The sequence below is a fragment of the Clostridium yunnanense genome, assembly GCF_016595795.1.
Classification (GTDB): Bacteria; Bacillota; Clostridia; order Clostridiales; family Clostridiaceae; genus Clostridium_AR; species Clostridium_AR yunnanense.
In genome coordinates this window covers 218,791-245,053 of sequence record NZ_JAENHN010000006.1, presented here as the reverse complement: position 1 = coordinate 245,053, position 26,263 = coordinate 218,791, and the positions used below count along the sequence as shown (strand labels likewise).

At 31.8% G+C, this 26,263-nt stretch carries 29 protein-coding genes; 25 read left to right on the top strand and 4 right to left on the bottom strand.

Going from position 1 to position 26,263, the window contains the following annotated elements; all coding sequences use genetic code 11:
- Positions 1–160 precede the first annotated feature (160 nt).
- Positions 161–1,426, bottom strand: a complete 1,266-nt coding sequence (locus tag JHL18_RS02200; protein ID WP_200265993.1) for a DUF2334 domain-containing protein — start codon at positions 1,424–1,426, stop codon at positions 161–163.
- A gap of 285 nt (positions 1,427–1,711) precedes the next feature.
- On the opposite strand from JHL18_RS02200, the gene JHL18_RS02195 reads away from it, so the two are divergent.
- Together JHL18_RS02195 and JHL18_RS02190 are read left to right on the top strand one after the other, a co-directional pair.
- Entirely contained in the window at positions 1,712–2,500 is a 789-nt protein-coding gene (locus tag JHL18_RS02195; protein ID WP_200265992.1) for a gluconate 5-dehydrogenase, read from the top strand.
- A 305-nt stretch (positions 2,501–2,805) separates the two neighbouring features.
- Positions 2,806–5,211 carry a histidine kinase N-terminal 7TM domain-containing diguanylate cyclase gene (locus tag JHL18_RS02190; RefSeq protein ID WP_200265991.1) on the top strand — a complete coding sequence of 802 codons (2,406 nt, stop codon included), beginning with the start codon at positions 2,806–2,808 and terminating at the stop codon, positions 5,209–5,211.
- Positions 5,212–5,364: 153 nt separating this feature from the next.
- Here JHL18_RS02190 and JHL18_RS02185 read toward each other — a convergent pair whose 3' ends face one another.
- Positions 5,365–5,769: a pyridoxamine 5'-phosphate oxidase family protein gene (locus JHL18_RS02185; RefSeq protein ID WP_200265990.1), complete on the bottom strand. Its 405-nt coding sequence runs from the start codon at positions 5,767–5,769 to the stop codon at positions 5,365–5,367.
- Positions 5,770–6,306: 537 nt separating this feature from the next.
- On the opposite strand from JHL18_RS02185, the gene mvk reads away from it, so the two are divergent.
- The 5 genes from mvk (at position 6,307) to JHL18_RS02160 (ending at position 11,116) form a co-directional block, all read left to right on the top strand.
- Positions 6,307–7,281 (top strand): mevalonate kinase, encoded by a 975-nt coding sequence (gene mvk / locus JHL18_RS02180; RefSeq protein ID WP_200265989.1) that lies wholly within the window; start codon positions 6,307–6,309, stop codon positions 7,279–7,281.
- Between the two features lie 5 nt (positions 7,282–7,286).
- Positions 7,287–8,264, top strand: coding sequence for a diphosphomevalonate decarboxylase (gene mvaD, locus JHL18_RS02175; RefSeq protein ID WP_243277762.1), 978 nt, complete (start codon positions 7,287–7,289; stop codon positions 8,262–8,264).
- A 68-nt stretch (positions 8,265–8,332) separates the two neighbouring features.
- On the top strand, positions 8,333–8,605 hold the full coding sequence (locus tag JHL18_RS02170; RefSeq protein WP_200265987.1) for a hypothetical protein: 273 nt from the start codon (positions 8,333–8,335) through the stop codon (positions 8,603–8,605).
- A 1-nt stretch (position 8,606) separates the two neighbouring features.
- Entirely contained in the window at positions 8,607–9,965 is a 1,359-nt protein-coding gene (locus JHL18_RS02165) for a tripartite tricarboxylate transporter permease (protein ID WP_200265986.1), read from the top strand.
- 26 nt (positions 9,966–9,991) lie between these two features.
- The gene (locus JHL18_RS02160; RefSeq protein WP_200265985.1) at positions 9,992–11,116 is read left to right on the top strand and encodes a phosphomevalonate kinase; all 1,125 of its coding nucleotides are present in this window, start codon (positions 9,992–9,994) and stop codon (positions 11,114–11,116) included.
- Between the two features lie 216 nt (positions 11,117–11,332).
- On the opposite strand, the gene JHL18_RS02155 is transcribed toward JHL18_RS02160, so the two are convergent.
- Together JHL18_RS02155 and JHL18_RS25760 are read right to left on the bottom strand one after the other, a co-directional pair.
- Positions 11,333–11,770: an ImmA/IrrE family metallo-endopeptidase gene (locus JHL18_RS02155; RefSeq protein ID WP_200265984.1), complete on the bottom strand. Its 438-nt coding sequence runs from the start codon at positions 11,768–11,770 to the stop codon at positions 11,333–11,335.
- Positions 11,771–11,793: 23 nt separating this feature from the next.
- Complete coding sequence (locus tag JHL18_RS25760; protein WP_243277760.1) at positions 11,794–12,198, bottom strand: helix-turn-helix domain-containing protein; 405 nt, start codon at positions 12,196–12,198, stop codon at positions 11,794–11,796.
- A gap of 262 nt (positions 12,199–12,460) precedes the next feature.
- Here JHL18_RS25760 and JHL18_RS02145 point away from each other — a divergent pair, with 262 nt between their 5' ends.
- From JHL18_RS02145 to JHL18_RS02055, 18 genes are all read left to right on the top strand, one after another.
- The gene (locus JHL18_RS02145; protein ID WP_200265983.1) at positions 12,461–12,685 is read left to right on the top strand and encodes a helix-turn-helix transcriptional regulator; all 225 of its coding nucleotides are present in this window, start codon (positions 12,461–12,463) and stop codon (positions 12,683–12,685) included.
- Between the two features lie 125 nt (positions 12,686–12,810).
- Entirely contained in the window at positions 12,811–12,951 is a 141-nt protein-coding gene (locus JHL18_RS02140; protein ID WP_200265982.1) for a hypothetical protein, read from the top strand.
- A 69-nt stretch (positions 12,952–13,020) separates the two neighbouring features.
- Positions 13,021–13,353, top strand: coding sequence for a hypothetical protein (locus JHL18_RS02135; RefSeq protein WP_207752947.1), 333 nt, complete (start codon positions 13,021–13,023; stop codon positions 13,351–13,353).
- Positions 13,354–13,579: 226 nt separating this feature from the next.
- Complete coding sequence (locus tag JHL18_RS02125; protein WP_200265980.1) at positions 13,580–14,041, top strand: siderophore-interacting protein; 462 nt, start codon at positions 13,580–13,582, stop codon at positions 14,039–14,041.
- A 180-nt stretch (positions 14,042–14,221) separates the two neighbouring features.
- Entirely contained in the window at positions 14,222–14,725 is a 504-nt protein-coding gene (locus JHL18_RS02120; protein WP_200265979.1) for a terminase small subunit, read from the top strand.
- Positions 14,712–15,968, top strand: coding sequence for a PBSX family phage terminase large subunit (locus JHL18_RS02115; RefSeq protein WP_200265978.1), 1,257 nt, complete (start codon positions 14,712–14,714; stop codon positions 15,966–15,968). Before JHL18_RS02120 ends, JHL18_RS02115 begins: the two co-directional genes overlap by 14 nt.
- A 13-nt stretch (positions 15,969–15,981) precedes the next feature.
- A complete protein-coding gene (locus JHL18_RS02110; RefSeq protein WP_200265977.1) occupies positions 15,982–17,472 on the top strand; it encodes a phage portal protein in 1,491 nt (496 codons plus the stop codon).
- A complete protein-coding gene (locus JHL18_RS02105) occupies positions 17,465–19,081 on the top strand; it encodes a phage minor head protein (RefSeq protein ID WP_200265976.1) in 1,617 nt (538 codons plus the stop codon). The genes JHL18_RS02110 and JHL18_RS02105 overlap by 8 nt, the downstream gene beginning before the upstream one ends.
- Positions 19,081–19,563, top strand: a complete 483-nt coding sequence (locus JHL18_RS02100; RefSeq protein ID WP_200265975.1) for an SMI1/KNR4 family protein — start codon at positions 19,081–19,083, stop codon at positions 19,561–19,563. Before JHL18_RS02105 ends, JHL18_RS02100 begins: the two co-directional genes overlap by 1 nt.
- Before the next feature lie 171 nt (positions 19,564–19,734).
- Positions 19,735–21,045, top strand: coding sequence for a phage minor head protein (locus JHL18_RS02095; RefSeq protein WP_200265974.1), 1,311 nt, complete (start codon positions 19,735–19,737; stop codon positions 21,043–21,045).
- A 96-nt stretch (positions 21,046–21,141) separates the two neighbouring features.
- Positions 21,142–21,654, top strand: a complete 513-nt coding sequence (locus JHL18_RS02090; RefSeq protein ID WP_243277759.1) for a pentapeptide repeat-containing protein — start codon at positions 21,142–21,144, stop codon at positions 21,652–21,654.
- Between the two features lie 712 nt (positions 21,655–22,366).
- Complete coding sequence (locus tag JHL18_RS02085; RefSeq protein WP_200265973.1) at positions 22,367–22,990, top strand: phage scaffolding protein; 624 nt, start codon at positions 22,367–22,369, stop codon at positions 22,988–22,990.
- A gap of 16 nt (positions 22,991–23,006) precedes the next feature.
- Positions 23,007–23,822, top strand: coding sequence for a hypothetical protein (locus JHL18_RS02080; RefSeq protein WP_200265972.1), 816 nt, complete (start codon positions 23,007–23,009; stop codon positions 23,820–23,822).
- Positions 23,823–23,930: 108 nt separating this feature from the next.
- Positions 23,931–24,488, top strand: coding sequence for a hypothetical protein (locus tag JHL18_RS02075; protein WP_200265971.1), 558 nt, complete (start codon positions 23,931–23,933; stop codon positions 24,486–24,488).
- A complete protein-coding gene (locus tag JHL18_RS02070) occupies positions 24,488–24,814 on the top strand; it encodes a phage head completion protein (RefSeq protein ID WP_200265970.1) in 327 nt (108 codons plus the stop codon). The genes JHL18_RS02075 and JHL18_RS02070 overlap by 1 nt, the downstream gene beginning before the upstream one ends.
- Positions 24,814–25,248 (top strand): HK97-gp10 family putative phage morphogenesis protein, encoded by a 435-nt coding sequence (locus JHL18_RS02065; protein ID WP_200265969.1) that lies wholly within the window; start codon positions 24,814–24,816, stop codon positions 25,246–25,248. Before JHL18_RS02070 ends, JHL18_RS02065 begins: the two co-directional genes overlap by 1 nt.
- Positions 25,245–25,613, top strand: coding sequence for a hypothetical protein (locus JHL18_RS02060; protein ID WP_243277758.1), 369 nt, complete (start codon positions 25,245–25,247; stop codon positions 25,611–25,613). The genes JHL18_RS02065 and JHL18_RS02060 overlap by 4 nt, the downstream gene beginning before the upstream one ends.
- A gap of 3 nt (positions 25,614–25,616) precedes the next feature.
- Positions 25,617–26,228: a hypothetical protein gene (locus JHL18_RS02055; RefSeq protein ID WP_200265968.1), complete on the top strand. Its 612-nt coding sequence runs from the start codon at positions 25,617–25,619 to the stop codon at positions 26,226–26,228.
- The last annotated feature ends 35 nt before the right edge of the window (positions 26,229–26,263 follow it).

Genomic DNA, 26,263 nt, shown 5'->3' with positions numbered 1-26,263 from the left:
ATAGTTGAACTAAGAAAACTATAAAGATGAACCACTTCAATATGAAATTATTTTTAAAACTTCTCTAGGTTATGAGCGGAGAATATTAGAAATATAAATTCTAAAGTGAAGTGGTTCATTTTTGTATATTAAATCTGATTGCAGTCCGCATTTATCAAAATTATTTAATACCTTTAAATTTAGAGTTAAGAAATTTATATAATTTAGAAAAATTAAAAAAAGATTTGATAAATGAACTTTTCTTAGTATTGACGTCTAAGCTTGTGATTTTTGAAAAGTTATAATTTTTATCATATAAAGCTTTTATTATTCGGTGAAGTGGTGAATTCTTTGAATACTTACTCAATGGGTAGCCGTTAGTACCATTTTGAAGAGTTATGTATTCAAAATCCTTATATGGGTGATAAAATAGACTAGCCAAGGTTGATGCATCTAAATTATTTATTCTATTCAGCATTTTTTCCGTACCGTCTTTTCCTTCTACGTAGCTTAGAGGTGTTGGGATATATAAGGTTTTATGATTCCTAGGACTCCTAACTATTTTATCGCCCCAAATGCCTACGCAGCCTTCATAAATTATGTCAAAATATTGTTCAAATATACTTTGCTGAAACTCAGTAGAGGCATAATGAGGACTCTCAAAAAACTTAAATGGAAGTTCCAATTTTTTTGCGGTATTAATAGCTGCTTCAATCCTTTTTCTTATAATATCTTCATCAGTATTCCGTTCTTCATTAAACTCAGTACCTTCTCCACTTACTTCACTGCCATACTGATGAGTATATCCATGTAAACCAAGTATACCGTTTTTATTTAGTAAATATTCAATTGTGAAAAGAAAGTTGGCATTAGGCATGCTATAGTGTTTAGATATATCATTGTCAATGCCATTTGGAGGATCAACAAATCTTGGTATCCACGCTATATGAAAGGGTACACCGGTTGAAAACATAAAATCTGCAACAACCCTAAATTTCTCCAAGTTGTCAGAATCCAAATACTCATCACCTGCAGTGATATCTTCAAATCTTATTAAAGCCACTTTTCCAGGAGTCCTTGTAAGGCTTTCATGTTTAGCCTTATTCCAATATAGTGAAATAGATCTACTATTATAATCCCATCTAGATTTAACGTTCAATATTGTGCACATATCAAATAGTGATAAATACAATATCTTGCCAACTATAGTAAATTTATAATCATCAGTCTTGTAATTTATACTTATTGGAGATTTCTGTTTAAAGAGTATATTTATTTTGCCTGCCGTAATAGTACAATTACCTCCTACTTGGTTAATAAACTCCAGTATGGGAAGGAAATAACGATTGATATCTCTGTATATAGGATTTATAAGCTCTAAGGATTTTCCTTCAAAACTTATTTTCAAATTGGTTTCTATTATAGATAGTTGTTTATCATAAATCATTTTATATCTTCAACTCACTTAATGTTAATTTATATCAGTAAAATATGATTGAGAGTATGCAATTGTTACTATGTATGTATCCCTTTATTCTGAAAACTATCTTCAAAATTCCTATGATTTCTGAAATGCAGATTGTCAATTTTTAGACTGAAAAATAGTAAATATTATTATTGATAGTTCAATATTTGCAATGTTTTTAGAAGAATATAACAAGAAATAGTTTAAATTAAAATGTATAATTAAGGTATCAAAAGAAAAATTGTAAATTCAAGGAGGAATATTTTAATGAGTATATTAAAGAACTTTTCCCTAGAAGGTAAAATAGCATTTGTAACTGGTGCATCTTATGGTATAGGTTTTGGCATTGCAAAAGCTTACGCAGAAGCTGGGGCAACAATAGTTTTTAATGATATTAACGAAGAATTAGTTGATAAAGGAATAAAAACTTATGAAGCAGAGGGAATAAAAGCTTTTGGGTATGTATGCGATGTTACTGACGAAGAAAAGGTAAATGAGACAGTTGAGAACATAGAAAAAGAGATTGGAATAATCGATATTCTTGTAAATAATGCTGGAATAATAAAGAGAATTCCTATGCTTGAAATGAAAGCTGAAGATTTTAGAAAGGTTATAGATGTAGACTTAAACGCACCTTTTATAGTATCTAAGGCTGTAATTCCTGGAATGATTAAAAAGGGGCATGGAAAAATAATAAATATATGTTCTATGATGAGTGAACTCGGAAGAGAAACAGTTTCTGCTTATGCAGCAGCAAAGGGGGGACTTAAGATGTTAACAAAGAACATTGCTTCTGAATACGGCAAATACAATATTCAATGCAATGGACTTGGACCGGGATATATAGCAACACCTCAAACTGAACCTCTAAGAACAGAAGGAAATCCTTTCAATAGTTTTATTATAGCTAAAACTCCTGCTGCACGTTGGGGAACACCAGAAGATTTAACTGGACCAGCTATATTCTTAGCATCTGATGCATCAGATTTTGTAAATGGTCATGTTTTATATGTAGACGGAGGGATTTTAGCTTACATCGGAAAACAACCAGAATAAAAGAAAAGCATATATTAAAATAACCCACAAAAATATAAAAGTTTTTGTGGGTTATTTTAATATATAAGTTCTATTTAATTTGATTCATAAATTAAAGTGTGTTTACTACGCAACTTCTATGAATAAAACTTAGTAGAACCTATAAATTAAAAATAAATTAGAGCAAGAAATAAACTATTAAATGCTAAAGCATAAAGTGTATAACTGTTTTAAATACAGTTTAATGTATAAAATATAAAAATAATACAGTAGTGGTAGAGATTTTTAGTAAATGTTTAGTATAATAGGTAATTGGGGTGATATTTTTGAAGGTTAATATTTTTTTTAGTTTTGTGTTAGTAATATCAGCAATTGCACTTCTTTACATAGGGTATTTTTCTTGGAGAAGAGATAAAATATATGTTTCTATAGCTTTACTTCCAGTATCAATTTATTCTTTTGGATATGCTTTTGAAATATTATGTACAAGCATTGAAGAGGTAAAGTTTTGGATTAAGGTAGAATATTTAGGAATAGCCTTTCTACCTGTAGTTTGGTTATTATTTGCGCTTAAATTTAATGGGCATAAGGAGAAAATTAAGAAAAGTATAGTAGTACTATTATTTATTATCCCTGTCATAACATTAATACTAAATTATACAAATGATTATCACCACCTTTTTTATATAGATCTATACATGAATAATAGTGGTCTCTTTCCTATTGCAAATATTGTACGTGGACCAGGGTATTGGGTTAATATTATTTATACCTATGCAGTAATGGTTGTAGGTCTAATAATTTTTATATTTGCTTATTTTAAAGCAGTTTCGATTATAAGAAAACAAATTTTGTTTTTAATAATAGCCTGGATAATTCCATGGATTTTAGATATTACTTATATGCTGAGAGTGTTTCGCTTTGAGTTGGATTTATGTCCGCTTGCCTTTTCTATTTCAGGAATAATTTCTAGTTATGCTATATTTAAATTTAAATTATTAAAAATTACTCCGATAGCACTAGAAAAAGTTTTTTCAAATATGTTAGATGGAGTTATAATATTAGATTCTGAAAATAACATAGTTAATTTCAATAATGCATCAAAAAATATTATTCCACAATTGAAGTACACACAGGCAGGAGATAAAAAAATTGATGATGTATTGAAAGAGCATAAGACATTATTAAAAGCTATAAGCAGTGAGTCTTATAATGAAAATTTAATCAATATAAAGGATAATGGACAATCAAGATATTATAAGTTGAATATTAATAATATATATGAAGGTTCTGGTGAAAGTATTGGTAAAATATTGATCTTAAATGATATTACTGAATTTGAGCTACAGCGAGAGAGATTGTATAATAACTTGAATTTTGTTGAGACCTTAATGGATGCAATTCCAAATCCTATATATTCTAAAGACGAATACGGTGTATATAATCATTGTAATAGTGCATTTACAGAGTATTTAGGAATTACTAAAGAGGACCTTCTAGGAAATACTGCATATGCGGTATTTGAAGAAAAATTAGCAGAAGTCTATGATAAGGCAGATATGAGTTTGATGAAAGAAGAAGGAACTCAAGTTTATGAATCAAAACTTATACATAAAGATGGAACGGAACATGATGTGATTTTTAGTAAATCAGTTGTTGTAAATGAACAAGGGAAGGATAAAGGGTTAGTTGGAGTTATATTAGATATTACAGAACAAAAAAAGAATAGGGAAAAAATTAATAAGTTATCAACATTAAAAGAAGCCATGCTGAATATTGGCTATTCAATTAATGAAATATCAGATATTAATGATTTGCTTCAATTAATATTAGATAAAGTTATTAATTGTGTTGATCCAACAAACTGTGGATCTATACTGCTTTTAGATGAGCATGAAAATTTGAAAATAGCTGTAGCAAAAGGATATAATTTAGAAGAAATCAAGAGATTCTCAATTAAATTGGAAGATGCATGGTTTAAGAATGGAGAAACTGTGGATAAAACAGTAATTTTTAATGATATTGATAAGATGAAAATTGCGAGTATGCTAGATACAGCAGAGGGGATAAAAATAAAATCGTCTATTAGTTCACCAATTCTTATAGATGGTAAGTGCTATGGCTTTTTAAACATTGATAGTATATTTAATAATATTTTTGACGAAGTGGATATAGAATTGATGGAATATATGACTAGTCAAACTTCTATTGCTATTACTAAGCATAAGCTTTACGAAGAAACTATATATTTGTCTAGATACGATAAATTAACCAATGTATATAATAGAAGTTATTTTGAACAATTACTTCATAACAATATATATAATGAGAATACAGATAAAAAAGAGTTTCTTGCAGCAATTTTTGATTTAAACGAACTGAAATTTGTTAATGATAATTACGGCCATTTAGTTGGAGATGAGTTAATAAAAACATTTGCAAAGGGTCTAATGGGTTTATTGGGAGGTTCTGATATTATAGGAAGATTTGGAGGAGATGAATTTGTTGGAGTCTTCTTCAACGTTAGTTCCCAAAACTTAATTAATAAATTTGAAGAACTGAGTGAACAGTTTAAAAATAACCCAATAATCTTTGGAGAAAATAAAATAATTTGTAGCTATAGTTATGGAGTTGTTAACTTCCCAAGTGATGGAGTTGAATTTGATCAACTTATAAAAATTGCAGATAAACGCATGTATGAATATAAAAATAAAGTTAAAAATAAAATTTAATAAATATTTAGGGATGTATTGATGTTGATTTATGGCTATTAAATCAAATGATTCCATTAATAAGAGGGGAATAAGATTGATTTTTGTTTGATATGCTTAAGGAATATCAAAATAAGTATCAAGGATATCAGACCATGATATCCTTGATATTTTTTATTGGTTAGTATATAGGGAGAAAGTTTCTGGCTCACCAGCGAAGGAAGAAATAGTAGCAGTTCCTTTAGTAAAGTATAATACTGCAAAAACTCCATCTTCGATGCTGTACATTGATTTTAAGGATGGAATAGTCTCAAGTGCAAGTTCTTTTACTTCATGTCTATCATCATGTGCTACTTCTCCAGCTATACGAATCCATTTTCCTTTATTCATAGCTGAGATTTCAACCTTAGGGTTTTCTAGCATTTGCTTAAAACATTCTTTTTTATTATTTGTAACAATGTATAGCTTTCCTTCATATTCAAAAACAGCACCGAAAGGTCTCACTCTAGGTTGATCTCCTTCAGTAGTTGCTAAATAAAAAGTACGGCTTTCTTGTAAAAATTCTAATGCTCTTTTCATAATTATTGCTCCTCTCCATTAGTCACTCTAAAATTGATGACATAGTAATAATATCATGTACAACTTAAATAACAAGTACGATTTTTATATATTGTTAGGATAAAAAGTATACTATCAAAGGAGTGTTATTGTGAAAATAATATTGATTTTTTTCAAATTGCCCGTATGGTATAGCACAAAAAGTATTTTCAGGAGAATAGTCTGTATCAAATATATAACATTTTATAAAAAGATCTCCCATTAAAATAGGAGGAGCTTTAGCTAATTATAAATTTTCATAGACTTAATGTTATAAGAAATACTAATTCTTTTTCACCAATCATAGGCATTCAATGAATTAAAAAACAAGTATGTATAAATACTAATATTTATACATACTTGTTTTTTTATGCGCATATTAATTATTTTATGAAAACAAGTATTATTTGACAATTAAAACTCAATCAATTATTATTATCAATAGATATTTAGTTGCAGTTAGCGGTGTTTAAAAAGAAAGGCTATATAATATTTGTTATTTATAAAGGAAGGTTTTATATGAGTACAGTTTCTACTAAAACAGGCAGCAGCGAGGCACATAGTAAGTTGATTCTAGTTGGTGAGCATGCAGTTGTTTACGGTAAGCCTGCTATAGCTGTTCCATTTCCGCTGAAGGTAAAAGCTGTAGTTGAGCAATCATCTGGAAAAATTATGTTTGAATCTAAAATTTATAATGGTTCAATTGACAATATGCCGATGAAAATGAAAGGAATAGAGGTCTGCATAAAGGAAACACTAGATAGTTTAAAGGAACCTTTTGAAAATTTGAGAATTCGAGTTGAGTCGTCTATACCTTTAGGTCGTGGACTTGGATCTAGTGCTGCAATTGCTATCGCTATAGTAAGAAGTTTGTTTTCCTTTTATGAAAAAAAACCTTCTCAGGAACAATTATTTTCTCTTGTACGAATTTCTGAAACCTATGCGCATGGGAAACCAAGTGGAATTGATACGGCTGCTGAATTAAGCGAATGTCCAATATGGTTTCAAAAGGGAAAAGAGATAGTTTCCCTTATCACAGGCGATCCATTATATTTAGTTGTTGCAGATACAGGTAGAATTGGCGATACGCACACTGCTGTAGATAATGTAAGAAAGAAATATCTTGTGGAAACCAGAGAAGTAGAAAAGTCATTAGATGAGATAGCAAAGATAGCAGAGTTAGCAAGAGAGGCACTTCTTAGCGGAGATATGTATTTACTTGGGAGTTTGCTTTATCGAAATCATGAGGAGCTTAAGGTTCTTGGAGTAAGTGATGATGGTTTAGATACACTAATTGAAGCGGCTAGGAATGCTGGAGCACTGGGAGCAAAGCTTACAGGCGGAGGGCTAGGAGGTTGCATGATTGCTATTGGAAAAGATCTGGAGCACGCAGAGGTTATAGCCAAACAATTAATGAAAGCAGGAGCTTCTAAAAGTTGGTATTTTTCAAGTGAAGACAATATTTTATATGTTACTGAGGGGGAAAAGGAGTGATAATAATGAAAGCTACAGCAAAAGCAAATACCAATATTGCACTGATTAAATATTGGGGAAAACGTGACGAGACATTATTTTTGCCTATGAACAGCAGTTTATCTATTACTTTAGATCACTTTAACACCATAACAACTGTTGAGTTTTGCAAGAGTTTTGATAAGGATATTTTTTTATTAAATAACCTTCCAGCAAGTGATAAGGAGTCAAATAAGGTATTTAGGTTTCTTGATAAAGTAAGGAACTTGGCTGGCGTTAATTTACATGCAGTGGTTTCCTCTGAAAATAAAGTTCCAACAGCAGCAGGATTCGCCTCTTCTGCATCAGGTTTTGCGGCATTAGCCGCAGCAGCAGCGAAGGCTCTTGATTTAGAGTTAAATACTAAGGAAATATCAATACTTGCTCGTCAAGGTTCAGGCTCTGCCTGCCGCTCAGTTTACGGAGGATATGTGGAATGGAAAAAAGGCATACAAGAAGATGGAAAAGATTCATTTGCTAGTCAACTTTTGTCTGAGCAGGACTGGAAGATTAGTATACTTTCAGTTTTAGTAGCAGGAGAACAAAAGAAGGTATCCAGCAGGGAGGGTATGAAAAGAACTGTTGAGACCTCACCTTTTTATGCTGGATGGCTTCAGACTGTAGAAAAAGATCTTGAGGATGCAAAAGAAGCAATAATGTCTAGAGAGTTTGAAAAGCTAGGGCATGTAGTTGAAGCAAATGCTTTAAAGATGCATGCTACAATGCTTGGGGCAAAGCCGCCAGTTTTGTATTGGCAAAGTGGAACTATGGATGTTATTCATCATATACAGTATCTAAGATTGACAGGCATTCCAGTATTTTTCACAATTGATGCAGGTTCAAATGTGAAGGTGCTTTGTTTACCTAAGGATGAAGCTATAGTATACGAATCTCTATTAACTTTGCCTACGGTGCAAAAGGTTTTTATTTGCCATCCAGGTTCAGGGATAACCTATTTAGAATAAGGGTAAAAATTATTGTAAAGTAGTACATCTTGGGGTGAATTTGAAATGTAATAAAAGGAGTTGTGTGAATGAAGAGTTCAAATAATAAGATGAATCATCCGACGGACAGTGAAGATGTAAAGAATAACATTGAAGTTTGGGAAGATATTGTCTCAATTAAAGATTTGATTATTTCGCTTGTTATATGCAGTATAACTACACTTGGAGCATATTTTCTTGCACCTAATGATCCACCTAAGCCGTTATTTTTTGGCTTATTTGGTGCAATTGTTGGCTTTGTAATATGTAGCTTTTTTATCAAACCTAAAAGAACATTTATAGAAAGTAATCAGGAGGATTAATATGGATTTCTCTTTAATTTTACAGATGGTCATTGCAGCTGTCATTGCAGCAGTACTGTATACAGTTATTGGAGCTGCGCCAGGTGCTGATGAGACTGCAACTATTGCACCGGTTATACTTGTGCTTGTTCTATCTGGGTTACATCCAGTTGTGATACTATCATTCTTTATGGCAGCTATTGTATCTTGCAAACTTATCGATGCAGTTCCTGTTTCCATAGCAGGAATTCCTGCTGGAGTTATGTCTACTCCGATGGTTGAACATGCTATGGTACTGAAAAAGTTTGGGTTAACAGACACTAGTATCAGAAAGATTGCTTCAGGAGCCATTATTGGCACATTAGTATCTTTACCTGTGAGTTTATTTCTTGCAAAAGCATTAGTTCCTTTCGCAACTATTATTAAACAATATGGAGATCTAATCTTCTTTATTGGAGCTGTATTATTAGCTCTTATGAGTAAAAAAAGATGGATTTCTCTTGTTTCAATAGTGCCTTTTGCCTTATTGATTCAAGGACTTCGTCACTTATACTGGGGTGTAGGAGCAGTGCCAAAAGGAACAAATGTGTTTATATCATTTTTCTTAGGCATCACTATAGGTCCTGTTATTTTAACTCTTTTTGAACTTTTAAATAAAGATAAAAGAGATAATATGAAGAGATTTAGTAAAAAATATATTCAATTAAAGAAGGTGAAAGAATCTACAAAGTTTCCTAATCCTTTTAAAATATTAACAAAAAAAGAAGCTATGTATAGCGCGCTTGCTTCTCTTATTGGATCAGTTACTTTTTTATTAAGTCCTGTTGGTCTTACCATATTCTTTGGAGAATTGTTTTCTAGTGGTACAAAGGAGCCAGTGGAGAAAGCATCCCTTGCGGTATCTTGTATGGAAGCTTTGGCTCAAGCAACTTATATTTCTGGAACCTTGATTCCACTTATTGCGTTAGGTATACCCTTATCGCCAATGGCCCTTGGACCAGCAAACCCATTATTTAATGCTCCGCCGGTTTATACTTTAAAGAATAATATGCATCATCTACTATCTACTTCTGATTTTGTTTGGGCAACTCTTATTGGAGTGCTGATTGCTTCAACTATTACTTATTTTGTTACAGTGAGATATTCGCAGCAAATTTGTGGTTTTGTATTTAAAAGAATTCCACATGAAGCGATGTTGGGTTTATTTTTTAGTTTGGTCTTATTGCTAGCCTTTATGGATGCAGGCTGGATTAATGTCGCAGGAGTTCTTTTAATTGGGATAGTAGCAGGAGTACTATATCGTTTAGGGGTTAATTACGGTGTTCAGTTTATGATACTATATTCAGCACCATGGATTATTACAAAACTAGCAGCTATATAATAATGAAACGGAGGGAGGAAACAAAAATGTCTTACTCAAGCTATAAAGTAAAAGTACCAGGAAAGTTAATGATTGCAGGGGAATACGCAGTGCTTGAACCAAATCAGAAGTCTGTGGTAATTGCGGTTAATAGGTATGTATCAGCTTGTATCAAACCATCTAAGCAAAATAAAATCTCCCTTCCAAAGTTAGGACTAGAAGATATTGCTTGGGAAATAAACGAAGAGAAAGTTAAATTTAGTATTGTAGATTCACGACTAAACTTTATCGAAAACTCAATTTTCGTGGTGAATGAATTTTTACAAGAAAAATCGATTAAAATTATTCCATTTAAATTACAAATTAAAAGTGAACTTGATGACCCTTCAACAGGTGAAAAGTATGGATTAGGTTCAAGTGCAGCAGTTGTGGTTGCCGCAGTTTCAGCTATGTTAGCTCTACATAGTGATGGGAAAGAACAGCCTTCACTTGATCAAGTCTTTAAACTTTCAGCGATAGCTCATCTAAAATCGCAAAAAAGTGGTTCAGGAGCTGATATTGCTGCTGCGGTTTATGGAGGTTGGCTTGAATATTCAGCATTTATGGGGAATTGGGTATTAAATCAATTAGAACAAGGGACAAAACTTGTAGAAATGGTAGAAAAGCCTTGGCCAAACTTAGCTATTAGAAAATTAAATCCGCCAACTTCACTTAAATTAGCTGTTGGCTGGACGAAATCAGCAGTAGCAACAGCCCCTATGATTAGGGATATTCAAAATTTTCGTGACCATAATTTAGAAGCTTATAACCAGTTTCTAAGGGAAAGTTCTATTGCAGTGGAAAAGCTAATAAGAGGTTTTGAGATGAATGACTGCATAGAAGCAATTGGTGGTGTTAAACAAAACCGTAAAGCACTTCAAAAGCTAGGTGAAAGTGCTGGAATAGATATTGAGACAGAAAAGTTAAAAGTTTTATGTACAGTTGCTGAGGAGTTTGGAAGTGGAAAATCATCAGGAGCGGGAGGCGGTGACTGTGGTATTGCCTTTCTAAAAGAGGGTGATTATACAAAGGAATTGCATGAAGCGTGGAAGGAAGCTGGCATTAGTCCATTAGATTTAAAGGTGTCTGAAGTAGGAGTTTTTGTAGAGTATACGACTGTGAAGAATTTTTAGGATAAAGAGAAATTAAACATGGGAAAACTGGTGGTTCAATAGTTTCACTAAAATGACAAAGCTATATCTTATAAATTCATTGAATAAGATTATATGGTACAAGGATAGAAGAAAAGTTCTAAAAGACGGATAGATTTTAGAGCTTTTCTTTTATTCTTAATGAAGAACTAAATACGAACAAAGTAACATTTGAGTGAACGTATGTTCGTTTGAAGTTTATAAATTAACCAGTTGTTTTAAAGGCTCATAGGGAATCTCTAAACAACTGGCGATTTGTTCTAGTGTCATCTCTCTTAATTCAACTTTATCAAAAGATATATCGCTTAGTTTAAATGCAAAATAGTTTGCCTGTTTTTCTAGTTTGTGTATATTAGAATATAAAAAACCTGCTGATAAAATACCAGTGTGGCATAATGCGTGACCTAATTCATGCTTTAATACAAATTCTTTTAGTGGATTTTCAAGTTTATTACTTATAAAAATTATTTCTGCACCGTTAAAGTGTCTGTAATAAAAAGCTTCATGACCATTAAGTATGATACTCGATGGGTCTAGTCCTCTAATCTCTATCTCTAGACAATCACATAATTCGTAAACATCTCTTGTACCATACTCATCAACTAACCCTAATACAATGTTATCTATCCATTGCATCCTCATCACCTCTTTATCAAATGTTACTTTTTATATTTATGACTAATTAACTCAAATTGATGTAACAACTCGTTAGCAAACTCTATAATTTCTTCATCTGACATCTTGTTTATATCATAACCTCCAAAGGCAGCCATGGAAGGAAGCTTTAGAAGATACTCAGTTGCTTCTTTTGCTGTAGTGAATTCTTTATTTTCTTTTTCAGTTTCTTCATTCCAACCCATTAAATATGAAGGTGTAGTTTTTAAAGCCTTGGCAACTAAATCTAATTTATCTATAGCTAAATTCTTAATAAAACCTGTTTCGTATCTTTGCCAAGTTGACTTACTTATTCCAGTTAGATCTTGCATATCCTGATAGGATAACCCTAATGCTAATCGTCTATTTTTAATTCTATCTATAACGTTACTAAGATCTTTATCATTCATTTTTTTACTCCTCTTTAAGACTATGTGAATGTACCACTTGGTTTATATATCCAAATTTTGATTTCAAGAATTACATGAGTTTTGAAGATAGTTTTTTACGTAAACTAAATTATCCTCATATATATATTATAAAGTATTTTTTCATATATGCAACGGAAAAGTTGTAAAAAATAAAAAAATGTTGCATAAATGACTTGATTTTGAAAAAGAGACCATTTATAATAAAATTATCCCAAAAATGCAACGAAAGGAGAGGATTAAAATGCAAATCAACAAGTTAAAAGCACGAATGATTGAGCAAGGATATACTCAAAGAAGACTAGCGGATGGTATTGGAATAACAGTACAAACGCTAAATTCTAAGATCAATGGAAGATCAGTATTTTCATTGGATGAGGCAATATCCATAACTAAAATATTAGATATCAAAAATCCAGAGGAAATTTTTTTTGATAGTGTATCTCAAAAATGCAACGATATAAGCTAAATAAACTTAAATCAAAGTTCATAGCTAGAAAAATGAGGAGGGATACAAAGCGCTTTATTAAAAAATCATAAAACATAAAAATATAGGATAAAATTTTTAAATAGTATGAGAAAGGATATTTAAGTATGGGAAAAATGATGTTGTTTTACCTAGAAGTAGGTAGGGAAGTTGAAAGGTTAACGTCTAAAGGGTTAGAGTTTAATGCAGCCTTAAGACAAGCAAAAGAAACCTACAACATAAAAAAAGAGTTGCCTAAGCAACTATAAAAATAAAATTAAAAACCAAATTAATTATATTTCAAAAAATATAGATTTACAAGAAATAATTAAAGTCTTTTGTTAGATAGAAAAAAGAAAGATGTTATATATAGAAAAATGAAAGGCAGGAATACTATGCTACAACTAGAAAAGGATTTTAAAAATAACCCAGAGGTACTGCATGAACTAGATGTTGATGTAGATTTGGTATCAATTGCTTTTGAAGTCCCGTATGACTCTATTATAAAGCTTTTATTACATGATAAAACATGGACAAGCTTAGAAAATGAATATCACAGACTCCGTGGTGAAGCCACATTTGAAGAACAGGAAGAGATAATTCTAAGCTTTGAAACCAAGATTGAAGAACTAGAAAATAAATTACAACAGTTTGAAGATTACTATAGTTAGGAGGCAAACATGGTAAGACCGCAAAAAAGTGGACTAGATTATTTTCCTTTGGATGTAGATATAGATCAAGATGATAAAATTGCACTCATAGAAGCCCAGCACGGAATTAACTGTAATTTATAAAAAACAGAATTCCTTCACGGACTATAAGCAAAGAGATTATGACTATGATCAGTTAGAAAGAAGACTATTAGGATGGGACAAATAATTAAGGAGATGATATTTTATGAAGAATGAAGAGTTATTTAAGAATCTTGAAGGAACTTTATATAATTATGAAAATATAGAAAAGGAAATTGAAAACCTGCAGCTAGAAATAGAAAGTGTTAAAAATGAATATACTGGTTGTGGAGCTATAACCTATGAGGAAAGGACTGGACCAACCAATAAATTCAATTCAAGTGTGGAAAATGAAATCATATATAAAGAAAAGATGATAAATAATCTAAACAAAATGATTGAAAGCAGGAAAATAACTTTAAAGAAAATAGATAATGCTATCAATAGCAATGTACTCACTGATGTTGAAAAGGAGTTGATTTATAAAAGGTATATAAAAGGTCATGGAAGAGCTTCATGGTGGAAAATAGCTGTTGAACTAAATCTTACAGAAGCTAGAATATATCAATTAAGAGATAGTTCGATAAATAAGCTTGTCCCTATAGTGTACGTTGGACTTGCAAAGTAAAAACTATAGTAAGTGTAGAGTATTAGCTATATTTTATAGGTGAAAATATGTGTTAAACTATTATTAGTGGAATAAGGCAAGAACGTTGCATAGATAAAAGATATGTAAAACGTGTAAGCTATAATTTATAGGCACTCATAACCTGAGTGCTTTTATTCTACTAAAAAGGAGGTGGCATTAATGGCCAAGTTAACAGCTAAGCAGAAAGCATTTTGTGATGAATATTTAATAGACCTTAATGCTACTCAGGCGGCAATTAGAGCAGGGTATAGTCCTCACTCAGCATCAGATATAGGATGTGAAAATCTTAAGAAGCCTTATATAAAAGATTATATAGACAAAGCTATGGCAGAAAGATCTAAAAGAACTGGAGTAAATCAAGACAGAGTTTTGATGGAACTTGCAAGACTAGGTTTTGTAAATGCCAGTGATTTAGTTGATGTAGATACAGCTGAAGTAAATAATAATATCAGCAAAGATGATGCAGCAGCCATAGCTTCTATTAAGGTCAAGATAACTCCTACAGAAGATGGAGAAGAGATTATTGAAAGGGAAGTAAAACTCTATAACAAAATAAAGAGTTTAGAGCTTCTAGGCAAGCACTTAGGCTTATTTACTGACAAGATAAAAATTGAAGGCACAGTACCTGTTAGAATAGTGGATGATATAGATGAAGGATATTAACTTAAAATCTATAATAGCACCTAGTTTTTACGAGGCTCACAAAGACATAAAAAGAAGGCTTCATACTCATTACTGGTTTAAAGGCGGTAGAGGTAGTACGAAGTCTTCTTTTATTTCTATAGAAATTATTCTTAATCTGATGAAGGATTCTCTAAAGGGAGATATGACTAATGCAGTGGTCTTTAGAAGGGTTAAGGACGTACTTAGAGGTTCTGTTTTTGAACAGTTGTTATGGGCCATAGAAAAACTAGGGGTTAACAATGAATGGGAAGTAAATTATTCTCCTCTAAAATTAACCTATAAGCTAACAGGTCAAGTGATTCTTTTTAAAGGTGCACATAATCCAAAGAAGCTTAAGTCTATAAAAGTATCTAGAGGCTATCTAAAATATATTTGGTATGAAGAAGTAGATGAGTTTGAGGGCTACGATAAAATAAGGAACATCAATCAGTCATTAATGAGAGGTGGTCCTTATTTTTTCGTATTCTACTCTTTTAACCCGCCAGAGAGTCAGAGAAATTGGACCAATATAGAAGTGCTTGAAGAGAGAAATGATAAATTTGTTCATCATAGTACTTACTTAACGGTAGATAAAGAATGGTTAGGTGAACAGTTCATAATTGAAGCAGAGCATATGAAAAAAGTTAATCTAAGTAAATATGAGCACGATTACCTAGGTACTGTAATAGGTACTGGAGGAGAAGTGTTTAGAAATCTAACTATAAGAGAAATAACGAAGGAAGAAATAGAAGTATTTGATAGGTTAAAGAATGGTTTGGATTTTGGTTATGCTGCAGATCCGCTGGCGTACTTACTTATGAACTATGATAAGACCAGAAAGAGACTATATATCTTCGATGAAATTTATAAGGTTCAGTTAAGCAACAGTAAAGCTGTAGAGGAAATAAAAAAGTTGAATCCTTCTAATAAGAGAATAACAGCAGATAGTGCAGAACCGAGAACTATAAATGAATTTAAAAAGTTAGGGCTAAATATAGCTGGCGCTAAAAAAGGTCCTGATAGCGTAGAACATGGTTTAAAGTTCTTAAGTGAAGAGCTAGAAGAAATAATAATTGATCCAGTTAGATGTCCAAATTCTAAAAGAGAATTTCTTGGATACGAACTTGAAAAAGATAAGGATGGTAACTTTAAAGGGGAGTATCCTGATAAGAACAATCATACCATAGATGCTGCTAGATACGGCATGGAAGATGAAATCAATAATAAGAAGTGGTTAATTTAGGAGGTGAAGGAAGTTGTTATTAGATGTACTTTCAGAAAATAGCAGCTTAGCTGCTAGGGCCTTAGATAAGGCTATTTTACAAGATAGAAGTTCAGAAAATAAAAGAAAAGCCAGTTTAGGATTGAATTACTACAAAGGTGAACATGAAATCCTAAATTATAGGCTTTTTTATTTTGACGCAAATGGTGTCCTTAAGGAAGATAAATATAAATCAAATGTAAAGATTCAGCATCAATTCCATACAGAGCTCGTAGATCAAAAGGTTCAATATTTATTGTCAAATCCAATAGAAATTGCAGCACCTGAGGAAGAGCTTCAAGAAAAGCTTAAAGAGTATATTAATGAAGAATTTCATGAACTGCTTCAAAACGCTTTAGAGGGAGCAAGCAATAAAGGACTAGAGTATGTGTATGCATACAAGGATGAAAATAATAAAATATCCTTTCAAATAGCAGATAGTTTAGGGGTTATCCCTGTTTATGATGAAGTAGATAATAGCAGACTCAAAGCTATAATAAGGTATTACGATGCTATAATTTATGACAATGATAATGAAGTTATTATAACTAAAGCAGAGGTATGGACAGATAGTAAGGTGACTTACTATACACAAGATAAAAATAGACAAGGGTTTAAGCTTGATAAGAATATAAAGCCAAATCCTAAACCTCATATAATATTAGAAGATGATAAAGCTATTTATGACGGCGGAGGCCTTGGATATATACCGTTCTTTAGACTTGATAATAATAAATATCAAAAAACAGATTTAGACCCAATCAAATCACTTATAGATGATTATGACTTAATGGCTTGCAGTCTTTCAAACAATCTACAAGACTTCCAAGAAGCAATATACGTAGTTAAAGGATATTCAGGTGATAGTTTAGAGGAGCTTACAACTAATCTAAAGACTAAAAAGACCATCGGAACTGATGCAGAAGGTGGACTTGAGGTAAAAACCATAGATATACCAACAGAAGCGAGAAAAACTAAAATAGAACTGGACAAAGAAGCTATCTATAAATTTGGTATGGGATTTGACAGCAGTCAGATAGGTGATGGCAACATAACTAACATAGTGATAAAGTCTAGATATGCATTACTAGATTTAAAGTGCAATAAGGCAGAAACAAGACTAAGAAGGTTAATAAGACATTTATTAAAGGTCATAGTAGATGATATTAATTCTAGGTATAACACAAGCTATGATTATAATTCTATTCAGATAAAACTAGTAAGAGAAACAATGGTAAACGAGGACTCAGTAGTTGTTAATGAAAAGACTAAAGCCGATACTCAAGGGGTATTTATAAACAATGTACTCCTTGCAGGAAATACAATAAGTAGTGATACTAAGCTAAGGCTTTTATGCGAGATCTTAGAGCTTGATTATGAAGAAGAAAAGAAAGCTTTAGAAACCCAAGAACCTTATGTAGACATGAACGCTCTAAGCGACCAGTTAATCAGCAAAGCTAATACTGGTGGTGATGTAGTTGAGTAAATATCATGAGGAGCTGTTGAAATTAGGAGAAAAGGATGAAGACAGCGCTAAAGCTTTACTCATGAAAGCTCATGTTTCAGCAATAGCTGATATGAAAAACTCAATTGGAGATTACCTTCAAACAAATGAAAATACCCCATTTGCAAAGCAGCTGGAACTTAAAAAGTTAGATAAGCTTCTAGATCAAATGAATGATATATTAGGAAAGATTTATGATAAAAACTATAACACTATAGCTGCTTATGGTAAAAGTACTTTTAACCGTGAATACTTTGGAGTTTTTTATGAGGTTGAAGGTATATTAAATAGTAAGCTTAATTTTGATGGACTAGAGGAAGAAGAGATTAAAGAAGTCCTAGAAACACCAGTAGCAGGACTAAAACTTTCAGAAAGGCTTTATGATAAGCATCTAAATGACATAAAGCTAAAGGTAAAAGGTGCTGTAACGGAAGGTTTAATCAATAATAAAGGCTATGGAGAATTAGCTAAAAACCTAAGTGATATAGGAAATTCTAGTTACAATAATAATGTAAAAATAGCTGTAACAGAAGCTGGAAGAATAAAATCCTTAGCAAAACAAAAAGGCTTAGAAGAAGCAGTAAAAAGCGGAGTTAGTTTAAAAAAAAAGTGGATAGCAGTTTCAGATAAGAAAACAAGAGTAGACCACCAGCAACTAAATGGACAAGTAGTTGATATAGATGAAAAATTTTATCTACATGGCTACTCTGCTTCTCAGCCTAGATTATTTGGAGTAGCTAAGGAGGATATAGGGTGTAGATGTGATTGTGAAACTGTGGTGGAAGAAGCTTATAATGAAGCTACTAATAGTAAAGAAAGCATAGAAGCTAAGAAGTATGAAAATTTTGATCAGTGGTATAAGGATAGAGTAAATAATAATGAGAGATTAGATGGTAATAAATATAATGGTACTTCAAGTGAAGTTAAAAATCCTTCTGTTGTTGGACAAGATAAGGAGGAAGTTTTAGATAAGAACAGTACGGGGGATGCTGGGGCAACAAAATATACTAGAATTGATAATGTCATTGCTTCAAGTTACGATAAATCAGGGAAATTAGTTAAACGATGGGTTGTACCAAAAGGATTTAGTAATATTGATGACTTTTTGTCGAAAGTTGATAATGATACAATTAAAAACTATGGATATAACAACATAGATGATTTCATAAATGCTACTGAAAATGTAAATAGATATTTAAATGAATCGATTTCTAATACAATTATTAATCAATCGCTGGCAGGAAGTGTTCATAAAAATGGATTAGATTATGATATTTTAGGATTTCCTATATTTAAGGGTGATAATCTGAAGTTTGAATTTGATTTACCTAAAGATTTAACTATATCTTTAGATTATGATCAGTTTGTAGCTTGCACCAAAGCTCTAGAAAAGGCTATAATTGATGGTAAGGTTTCGGAAAGTATTTTTTCATCAAATCAATTACAAGATATAATTGATGGAATGCCTAGAATAGAAGGCTTAACTTGGCATCATCATCAAGTTACTGGTAAAATGCAATTAGTTGACTCAGCTATTCATCAAGCAAATCATTTAGGAGGAAATGCTATGTGGGGAGGAAGAATACGATAATGAATGATATTAAATGGAGAAGACCACATCCACCTGTAATAATGGAAGATATTAAAGATTTTGAAAATTTAGTTGGATTTAAATTTCCTGAAGATTATGTTAATTGCGCGCTTTTATATCATGGAGCAAGTGTAATACCTTATCGTGTAGAGGTAAAAGGTAGTGAAAAAGTGTTTGCAAACTTGTTATCATTTTCTCAAGTGAGTGTAGATAGTATAATTAAAATATATGACAATTGTAAGGAGAGATTAAAAAATGGTATAATTCCTTTTGGAATTGATCCATCTGGTAATTTTTTTTGCTTTGACTATAGACGTGATATGGAAAAGCCATCAATCATTTTTTTAAATAATGAGATTAATGTAATTGCTTCAGACTATTCAGTTGATGAATTAAAGAGAATTAACTTAGAAGAAGTTCAAGAGAATGCAATAGAATTTGTTTGTAATAGTTTTACAGAGCTTTTAAGTATGTTACATTAATAATAAGAAAATAAAGTATATTTGTTTACGTTAATAAACCTATAATAAAAGCGCTTGCTATAAAAGGCAAGTGCTTTTATTATACCCAAAATTAAATATTCGTCAAGAAACAAGTTACTATCATAATTAGATAAAGCTAAGTTTCAGCCATAGCTCATATGAAAAACTCAATTGGATGCTACCTTAGGAAAACTTTATAATAAGAACTATAACTCTATGATTAACTACGGTAAGAACACCTTTGATTATGAATACTTTGGAGTTTTTTATGAGGTTGAGGGTGTATTAAATAGTAAGCTTAATTTTGCTGGACTAAAGGAAGAAGAGATTAAAGAAGTCCTAGAAACACCAGTAGCAGGACTAAAACTTTCAGAAAGGCTTTATGATAAGCATCTAAACGACATAAAGCTAAAGGTAAAAGGTGCTATAACGGAAGGTTTAATCAATAATAAAGGCTATGGAGAATTAGCTAAAAACCTAAGTGATATAGGAAATTCTAATTATAATAATAATGTGAAAATAGCTGTAACAGAAGCTGGAAGAATAAAATCCTTAGCAAAACAAAAAGGCTTAGAAGAAGCAGTAAAAAGCGGAGTTAGTTTAAAGAAAAAGTGGATAGCAGTTTCAGATAAGAAAACAAGAGCAGACCACCAGCAATTAAATGGACAAGTAGCTGATATAGATGAAAAATTTCATCTACATGGCTACTCTGCTTCTCAGCCTAGATTATTTGGAGTAGCTAAGGAGGATATGGGGTGTAGATGTGATTGTGAAACTGTGGTGGAAGAAGCTTATAATGAAGCTACTAATAGTAAAGAAAGCATAGAAGCTAAGAAGTATGATAGCTTTGATGAATGGTATAAGGATAGGGTTAGTAAGAATGAAGGATTGGATGGTGGCAAATCTAGTATTACTTCAATTAAAGATAAAACTCCTCCTGTCTATGGACAAGTTGAAGAGGGACTTTTAGATAAGAGTGGGATTAGGTATAATGGAGTTAATGGAGCGGCTAATAATGTTGGCGAAAAGTATGATAGAGTAACACAAGCATACACAGGAGGAAGAACTCAAGTTGAATTAGATGATTTAGCAAGAGATCCTTCTCATGGATTTAAAATAGAAGAACAAGGATTAAAAGAAAGAGAAATAGGACTTGCTTTAGAAGAAAGAGGGGATTTAGGAAGGATTATTCGTGATACGCAAATAGATAAGGGGGCAGAATTTATTGATACAACAACTGGTTTAAAGTGGGATGTAAAAAGCTTTGAATCATATCCAATGGGACGAAATGGAATACCTATTACAAAGGTAAAGAAAGGGGCTTTTAGTGTTGACAAAGGTATGGAAAAAATATACGGAGAATTTGACAAGGGTAATAATATAATTATCGATAAAAGATTATTAATCCCTGAACATATTATACAACTAAAAGAAGCAATTAAAGAAGCAGGGATAGGAGATAGAATAATATGGTATCCATAAGGAGGAGAATAAAAAATGATAAATGATATTGTTAGTCAGCTTGAGTTGCATAAAAAATGAGTTGAAACAATTGGTAAAGAAGGAGAAAAGTTATGTTTGGAAGAAGTAGATTTCAGGAATTTTGATTTATCTGATAAATTGTTGGAACAAGCAAATCTAGTAGAGTGCATTTTTGACAATCTTGATTTGAAAGGTATAGACTTTCATGCATCACTTCTATGTTCGTCAACTTATAAAAATACTACTTTTGATAATTGTGATTTTTATAAATCAGATTTATCATATACTGATTTTTCTAATGCAGATTTAAAAGGCGTTAGATTTAGTAAAAGCGATTGCTCAGAAGCAATATTTAAAAGGGCTGAGTTGACAAATTGTAATTTGGTGAATGTTGGTTTTTTATTAACTGACTTTAGAAATGCAACATTAGATAATGTAGATATTAGTGCGTCAAGATTCAAAAAAACTTTATTTAAAGGAGTAATATTAAAAAATATAAAAGGAATTGACGAGGCCTATTTTCATAGTATTAATATTGGTACACTTGAAGAACCAATTTTATTGGAAAAAGAGCAGGCAAAGAAATGGATATTAGAAAACTGTTTATAGAAAATAGTAAAAAACTACGTTAGTATAAAAATTTGGTATATAATGACTACAAAATTCATATGATATTATCTACAAGAAGTTTATTCCCTAAATTTGGGATGATCAATATAGAATTCCTAAAGCTAGGGTCATTATTTAATACAGTCAAAAAATAAATTTTAATTGATTTAGTGCAACAAGCGATTGTCTAGATGGGGAATATTTCAAATATATAGAAGAAGAATATAAAGACATAACAGTTGAAAGAGTTGATCTAGTAGTAGAAACAGATAGAGCAAGTTTTATTTAACCTAAAATGAAATTGTGATATCAATGGACTATATCTAAATACAGTAAAGGCATTACTAGTAGATTTAGAAAATTAAATCATCACAAAGCAAAAACTATAGTAAGTATAGAGTATCCATTATATTTCATAGACTAAAATCTGTGTTAAACTATTATTGTGGAATAAGACAAAAGCACAGAACAATAAAAAATTAATAGATGTATTCTTTTGCATGTAAGTACTCATAAGTTTGAGTGCTTTTTTTATACCCCAAATTAAATATGTGCAAAGAATAAGACTTTAAATTAATAAGTGAAATCTGCGGCTTATATCTTATAATATCCCGCTACATCTTTTTACCACTATTGCAGATGTAAAAGAACAAAGGTCGAAGCCTAACTTGGGCACATACCAAGTAAAAAAGTGTATTAGGAGGGAAAGTCGATGGACTTAAAGGAATTGTTAAAAGCTCAAGGCTTAAATGAAGAGACTGTAAATAAGATAACTTCAGCAATGAAGGAAAATAAGGTTTACGCAACTTCAGAAGAAAATGCTGATATAAGGATTTTGAAGCTTAAGGAAGAAAGAGACCAAGCTCACAATGACCTAAAAGAAGCAAATAAAACCTTAAAAGAGCTTAAGAAAAGTAATGCTGATATCGAGAGTCTTCAAAGCACCATATCAAAATATGAGGGAGAGATGAAGGAGCTTGAAAAAGCAAGAACTAAAGATAAGAAGGAATTTGACGTAAAGAATAAGCTTAAGGATGCTGGCTGCAAGGATATAGACTATATACTCTACAAACTAGGTGATATTGAAAAGCTGGATGTAGAGAAGGAACTTGACAGTAAGATAAAAAAGCTTAGAGAAAATCATACAGATTTCTTTAATAATCAACAAGATTTAGTAAAACAACAACAAAGACAAGATCCTAAGGTCATTGTAAACAAGCTTCCAGGATTGGAAGGTCAGGTAAAGACCTTTAGTAAGGAAAATGTTTCAAGAATGTCTCCAAAGGAGATTAACGCAAATTGGGATCTAATAAAAGATTTAGATTTAAGTAAATAAGAGAGGATGATGTTAAATGGCAGTATCAAATTTTATACCAACAATATGGGAGGCTAGGTTAATAGCAAATTATCACAAGGCATCTGTTGCTGATGTGATTACAACTCCACCAACTGAAATAAAAGGAAACAAAGTTATATTTAATAATGTAGGATCTGTAGCAATAAAGGATTATATAGGAGAGGTTCAATGGGATGACTTAGAGACTCCAACGGTTGAGATTGACATGGATCAAAAAAAATATTGGGCTATAAAGCTTGATGATGTAGATAAGATTCAAGCGGCTGGGGAGTTAATTGATGCTCATACAGCTGAAGCTGCTGCAACTCTAAACGAACTTATAGACACTCATGTTCTTTCAAAAGTAGCGTTAGGTGCAGGAAAGAAACTTGGTGCTAAGACTGTAAATGGAAGCAATGCTTATGACTTGCTTGTAGATATGGGAACTGAGTTAAATAAGAGAAAGGTACCAAAGGTTAATAGATATGCAGTTATTAACTCTGACTTCTTAGGGTTACTATCAAAGGATGATAGATTTGCTAAGCAGCCAGTAACTTTAGAAAATGGGGTTGTTGAAGGTCAGATTATAAATGGCTTCCAGCTTATAGTATCTGAAGAACTACCTGTTAACGCAGGAGCAGTTACAGTTATAGGACTATATAAAGGTGCAACAGGTCATGGAAAGCAGCTTGAAGAAACAGAAGCAATGAGACTTCAAGGAGCTTTTGCAGATGGTATGAGAGGTCTTTGTGTACATGGTACAGGAGTTATAAAGAAAGAAGGCATAGTAACTGCAGAAGTGACTATACAGAATGCAGCTGCTGGAGCTTAATATGTAAGTTGTTTGCCATCTAGCTTCAGCATATATAGTTGAAAAGAAAGATGGGCAAAAAAGTTACTAAGAAGCTTCACACTAGTATTTGCATAAGGTGGTGATTAGTTGATAATTACTTTAGATAAGGCAAAGAAATTAATACCTGTGGATGACATATCAAAAGACCTTGAGCTTGAGGAAAAACTTAAAGCTCTAGAGATAATGATAAGAAACCTAACGAACAATAAATTTCTAGATAATAAGATAAGAAGTTATAAAGTACTTAATTTCCAAGCTGAAGGTAATGTTATCTCAGGAGATAATTTCTTGAAATTAGGGTTTAGGCAAGGTGATTCAATAGATATAGATGAATGTTTATTAAATAAAGGCATCTTTACTATATCACAAGTAACAGATACCTATATAAAGGTAAATGAAGCTATACTGGAGGAGCAAGGTTCTGCACTTGTAACCAAGATAGCTTACCCTTATGATCTAATCCAAGGAATAATAAAATTAATACAATATGATCTTAAGATGGCTCATAAGATAGGGGTTAAGCAAGAAAGCATATCAAGATATTCAGTGACTTATTACGATGTGAATTCTACTGAAAGCATAGAGGGATATCCAGCAGTCTTAATGAAATTTTTAAACAAGTATAAAAAGCTGAGGTGGTCTTAATGAATTTTGAAGATTGCGATCAATACTCAGTTTGCGCTATAAGTAAGGTTGAGAATGGAATTGGGGGATTTATAGAGATTCCAACAGAGTTGTTTAGAGTTAAAGGATTTTTAGATCTTCTAAATGGAGAAGAAAAAACAACTAATAATTCTTTTATGGAAGAATCTACTCATATCTTCTTAACTGAGTATATAGAAGGTATAAAAAGAAAAGTGCATTATATCAAGGATAAGCATGGCAACAGATATGATATCACTTTGGTAGATGATCCTATGCAGCTTCACAGTCATCTAGAAATATACTTAAAGTTCATTGGTGATAAGTAATGTTTCAAGATAACACACAAGCTTGCAAAGAAGCCATAAGACAGGCTCAAGTAAAGTGGCTTAAGGAAGTTGGAGAATTATTAGTTGCTGCTATAAAACCACTGGTTCCAGTTGATACCTCAAAGCTCAAAAATTCCATATCATATAAGGTTAACGAAAGTGAACTCTCTGTGACAATAGGAACTGGAGAAGATTATGCTGTATATGTTGAGTTCGGAACTGGCGAATTTGCAGAAAATGGGCAAGGGAGAAGAGGCGGCTGGGTGTACAAGGATCCCATAACAGGAGAGAAAATATTTACCCATGGTGAACACCCTAAACCTTATATGAGGCCAGGATTCAGAAGTCAGAAGAAAAATATACAAGCCTTACTAGAAAAGTGCCTAAAAGAAATTGGGGCTAATGCTAGTATAGGTTTTAAGAAGGTGAAATGATGATACCTTTTTTGGAGGAATTGAATAAAGAATTTAAAAAATTATGCTCTGAAAGTTATCTCGAATATAATACGTCTGAAAGTGTTAAGTATCCTTATTTAACCTATACGCTTTCAAGTGAAAGTTTAGAAGATCAGGATGGTTTCTATATTGATGTAGATATATTTGATGATTGTGGAGCAAACACAATTGAATTAGAAAATTTAATGTATGATATAAAGCAGCACTTTAAAAGTAACTATATACTTACTGAAAAAGTGCTGCTTCAGTTTAATTATAATACTACAAGAAATATTCCAACTGGTTCAGAAATGATTAAAAGAAGGAATATTCAATTATATTGTAAAGTTGATTGGAGGGAATAATAAATGGCAACAACAGATTTAAAAACTACAGGGTATAGTTCAGACACAGCAAAGCATTATTTACTTGATGCAGGGGCTATATTTAAAAATGTAAAGTATGATACTACAACAAAAAAATATACAGGAGAACCTTTAGGTGCCACAGTAGGTGGAAGTAAGCTTAATATAGCAATAGGTTTAAGACAACCGGAAGTCGATGGTTTATTAACTGAGGTTAAAGGTAATGACGTAATAGAAAGTGTAAAGGCTACTCTAGAAGGTACTTTAAAGGAATGGAAGAAGGAAAATATAGCAAATGCTTTGTTTGCTGATATTAAAGATGCAGATGGGACAACAGCTCCAACTGGTTATAAGATAATCACTGGAAGAAATAAGGTTTTAGATAGTGATTATATATCAAATATAGCTTATGTAGGAAAAATAGCTGGGGAGAGTAATCCTGTTATAATAATTCTTAAAAATGCTTTAAATACTGCTGGACTTTCAGTAGAAACTAAGGATAAAACTGAAGCTGGTATTCCAATAAAATTTGAAGCTAGAGCTGATGCTGACAAGCCAGAAGACTATAATGGGATATGGCAGATCATATATCCAGAAACAATAACAACAGTTTAGACTAGGAATTAATTCCTAGTCTTTTAATTTAGGAG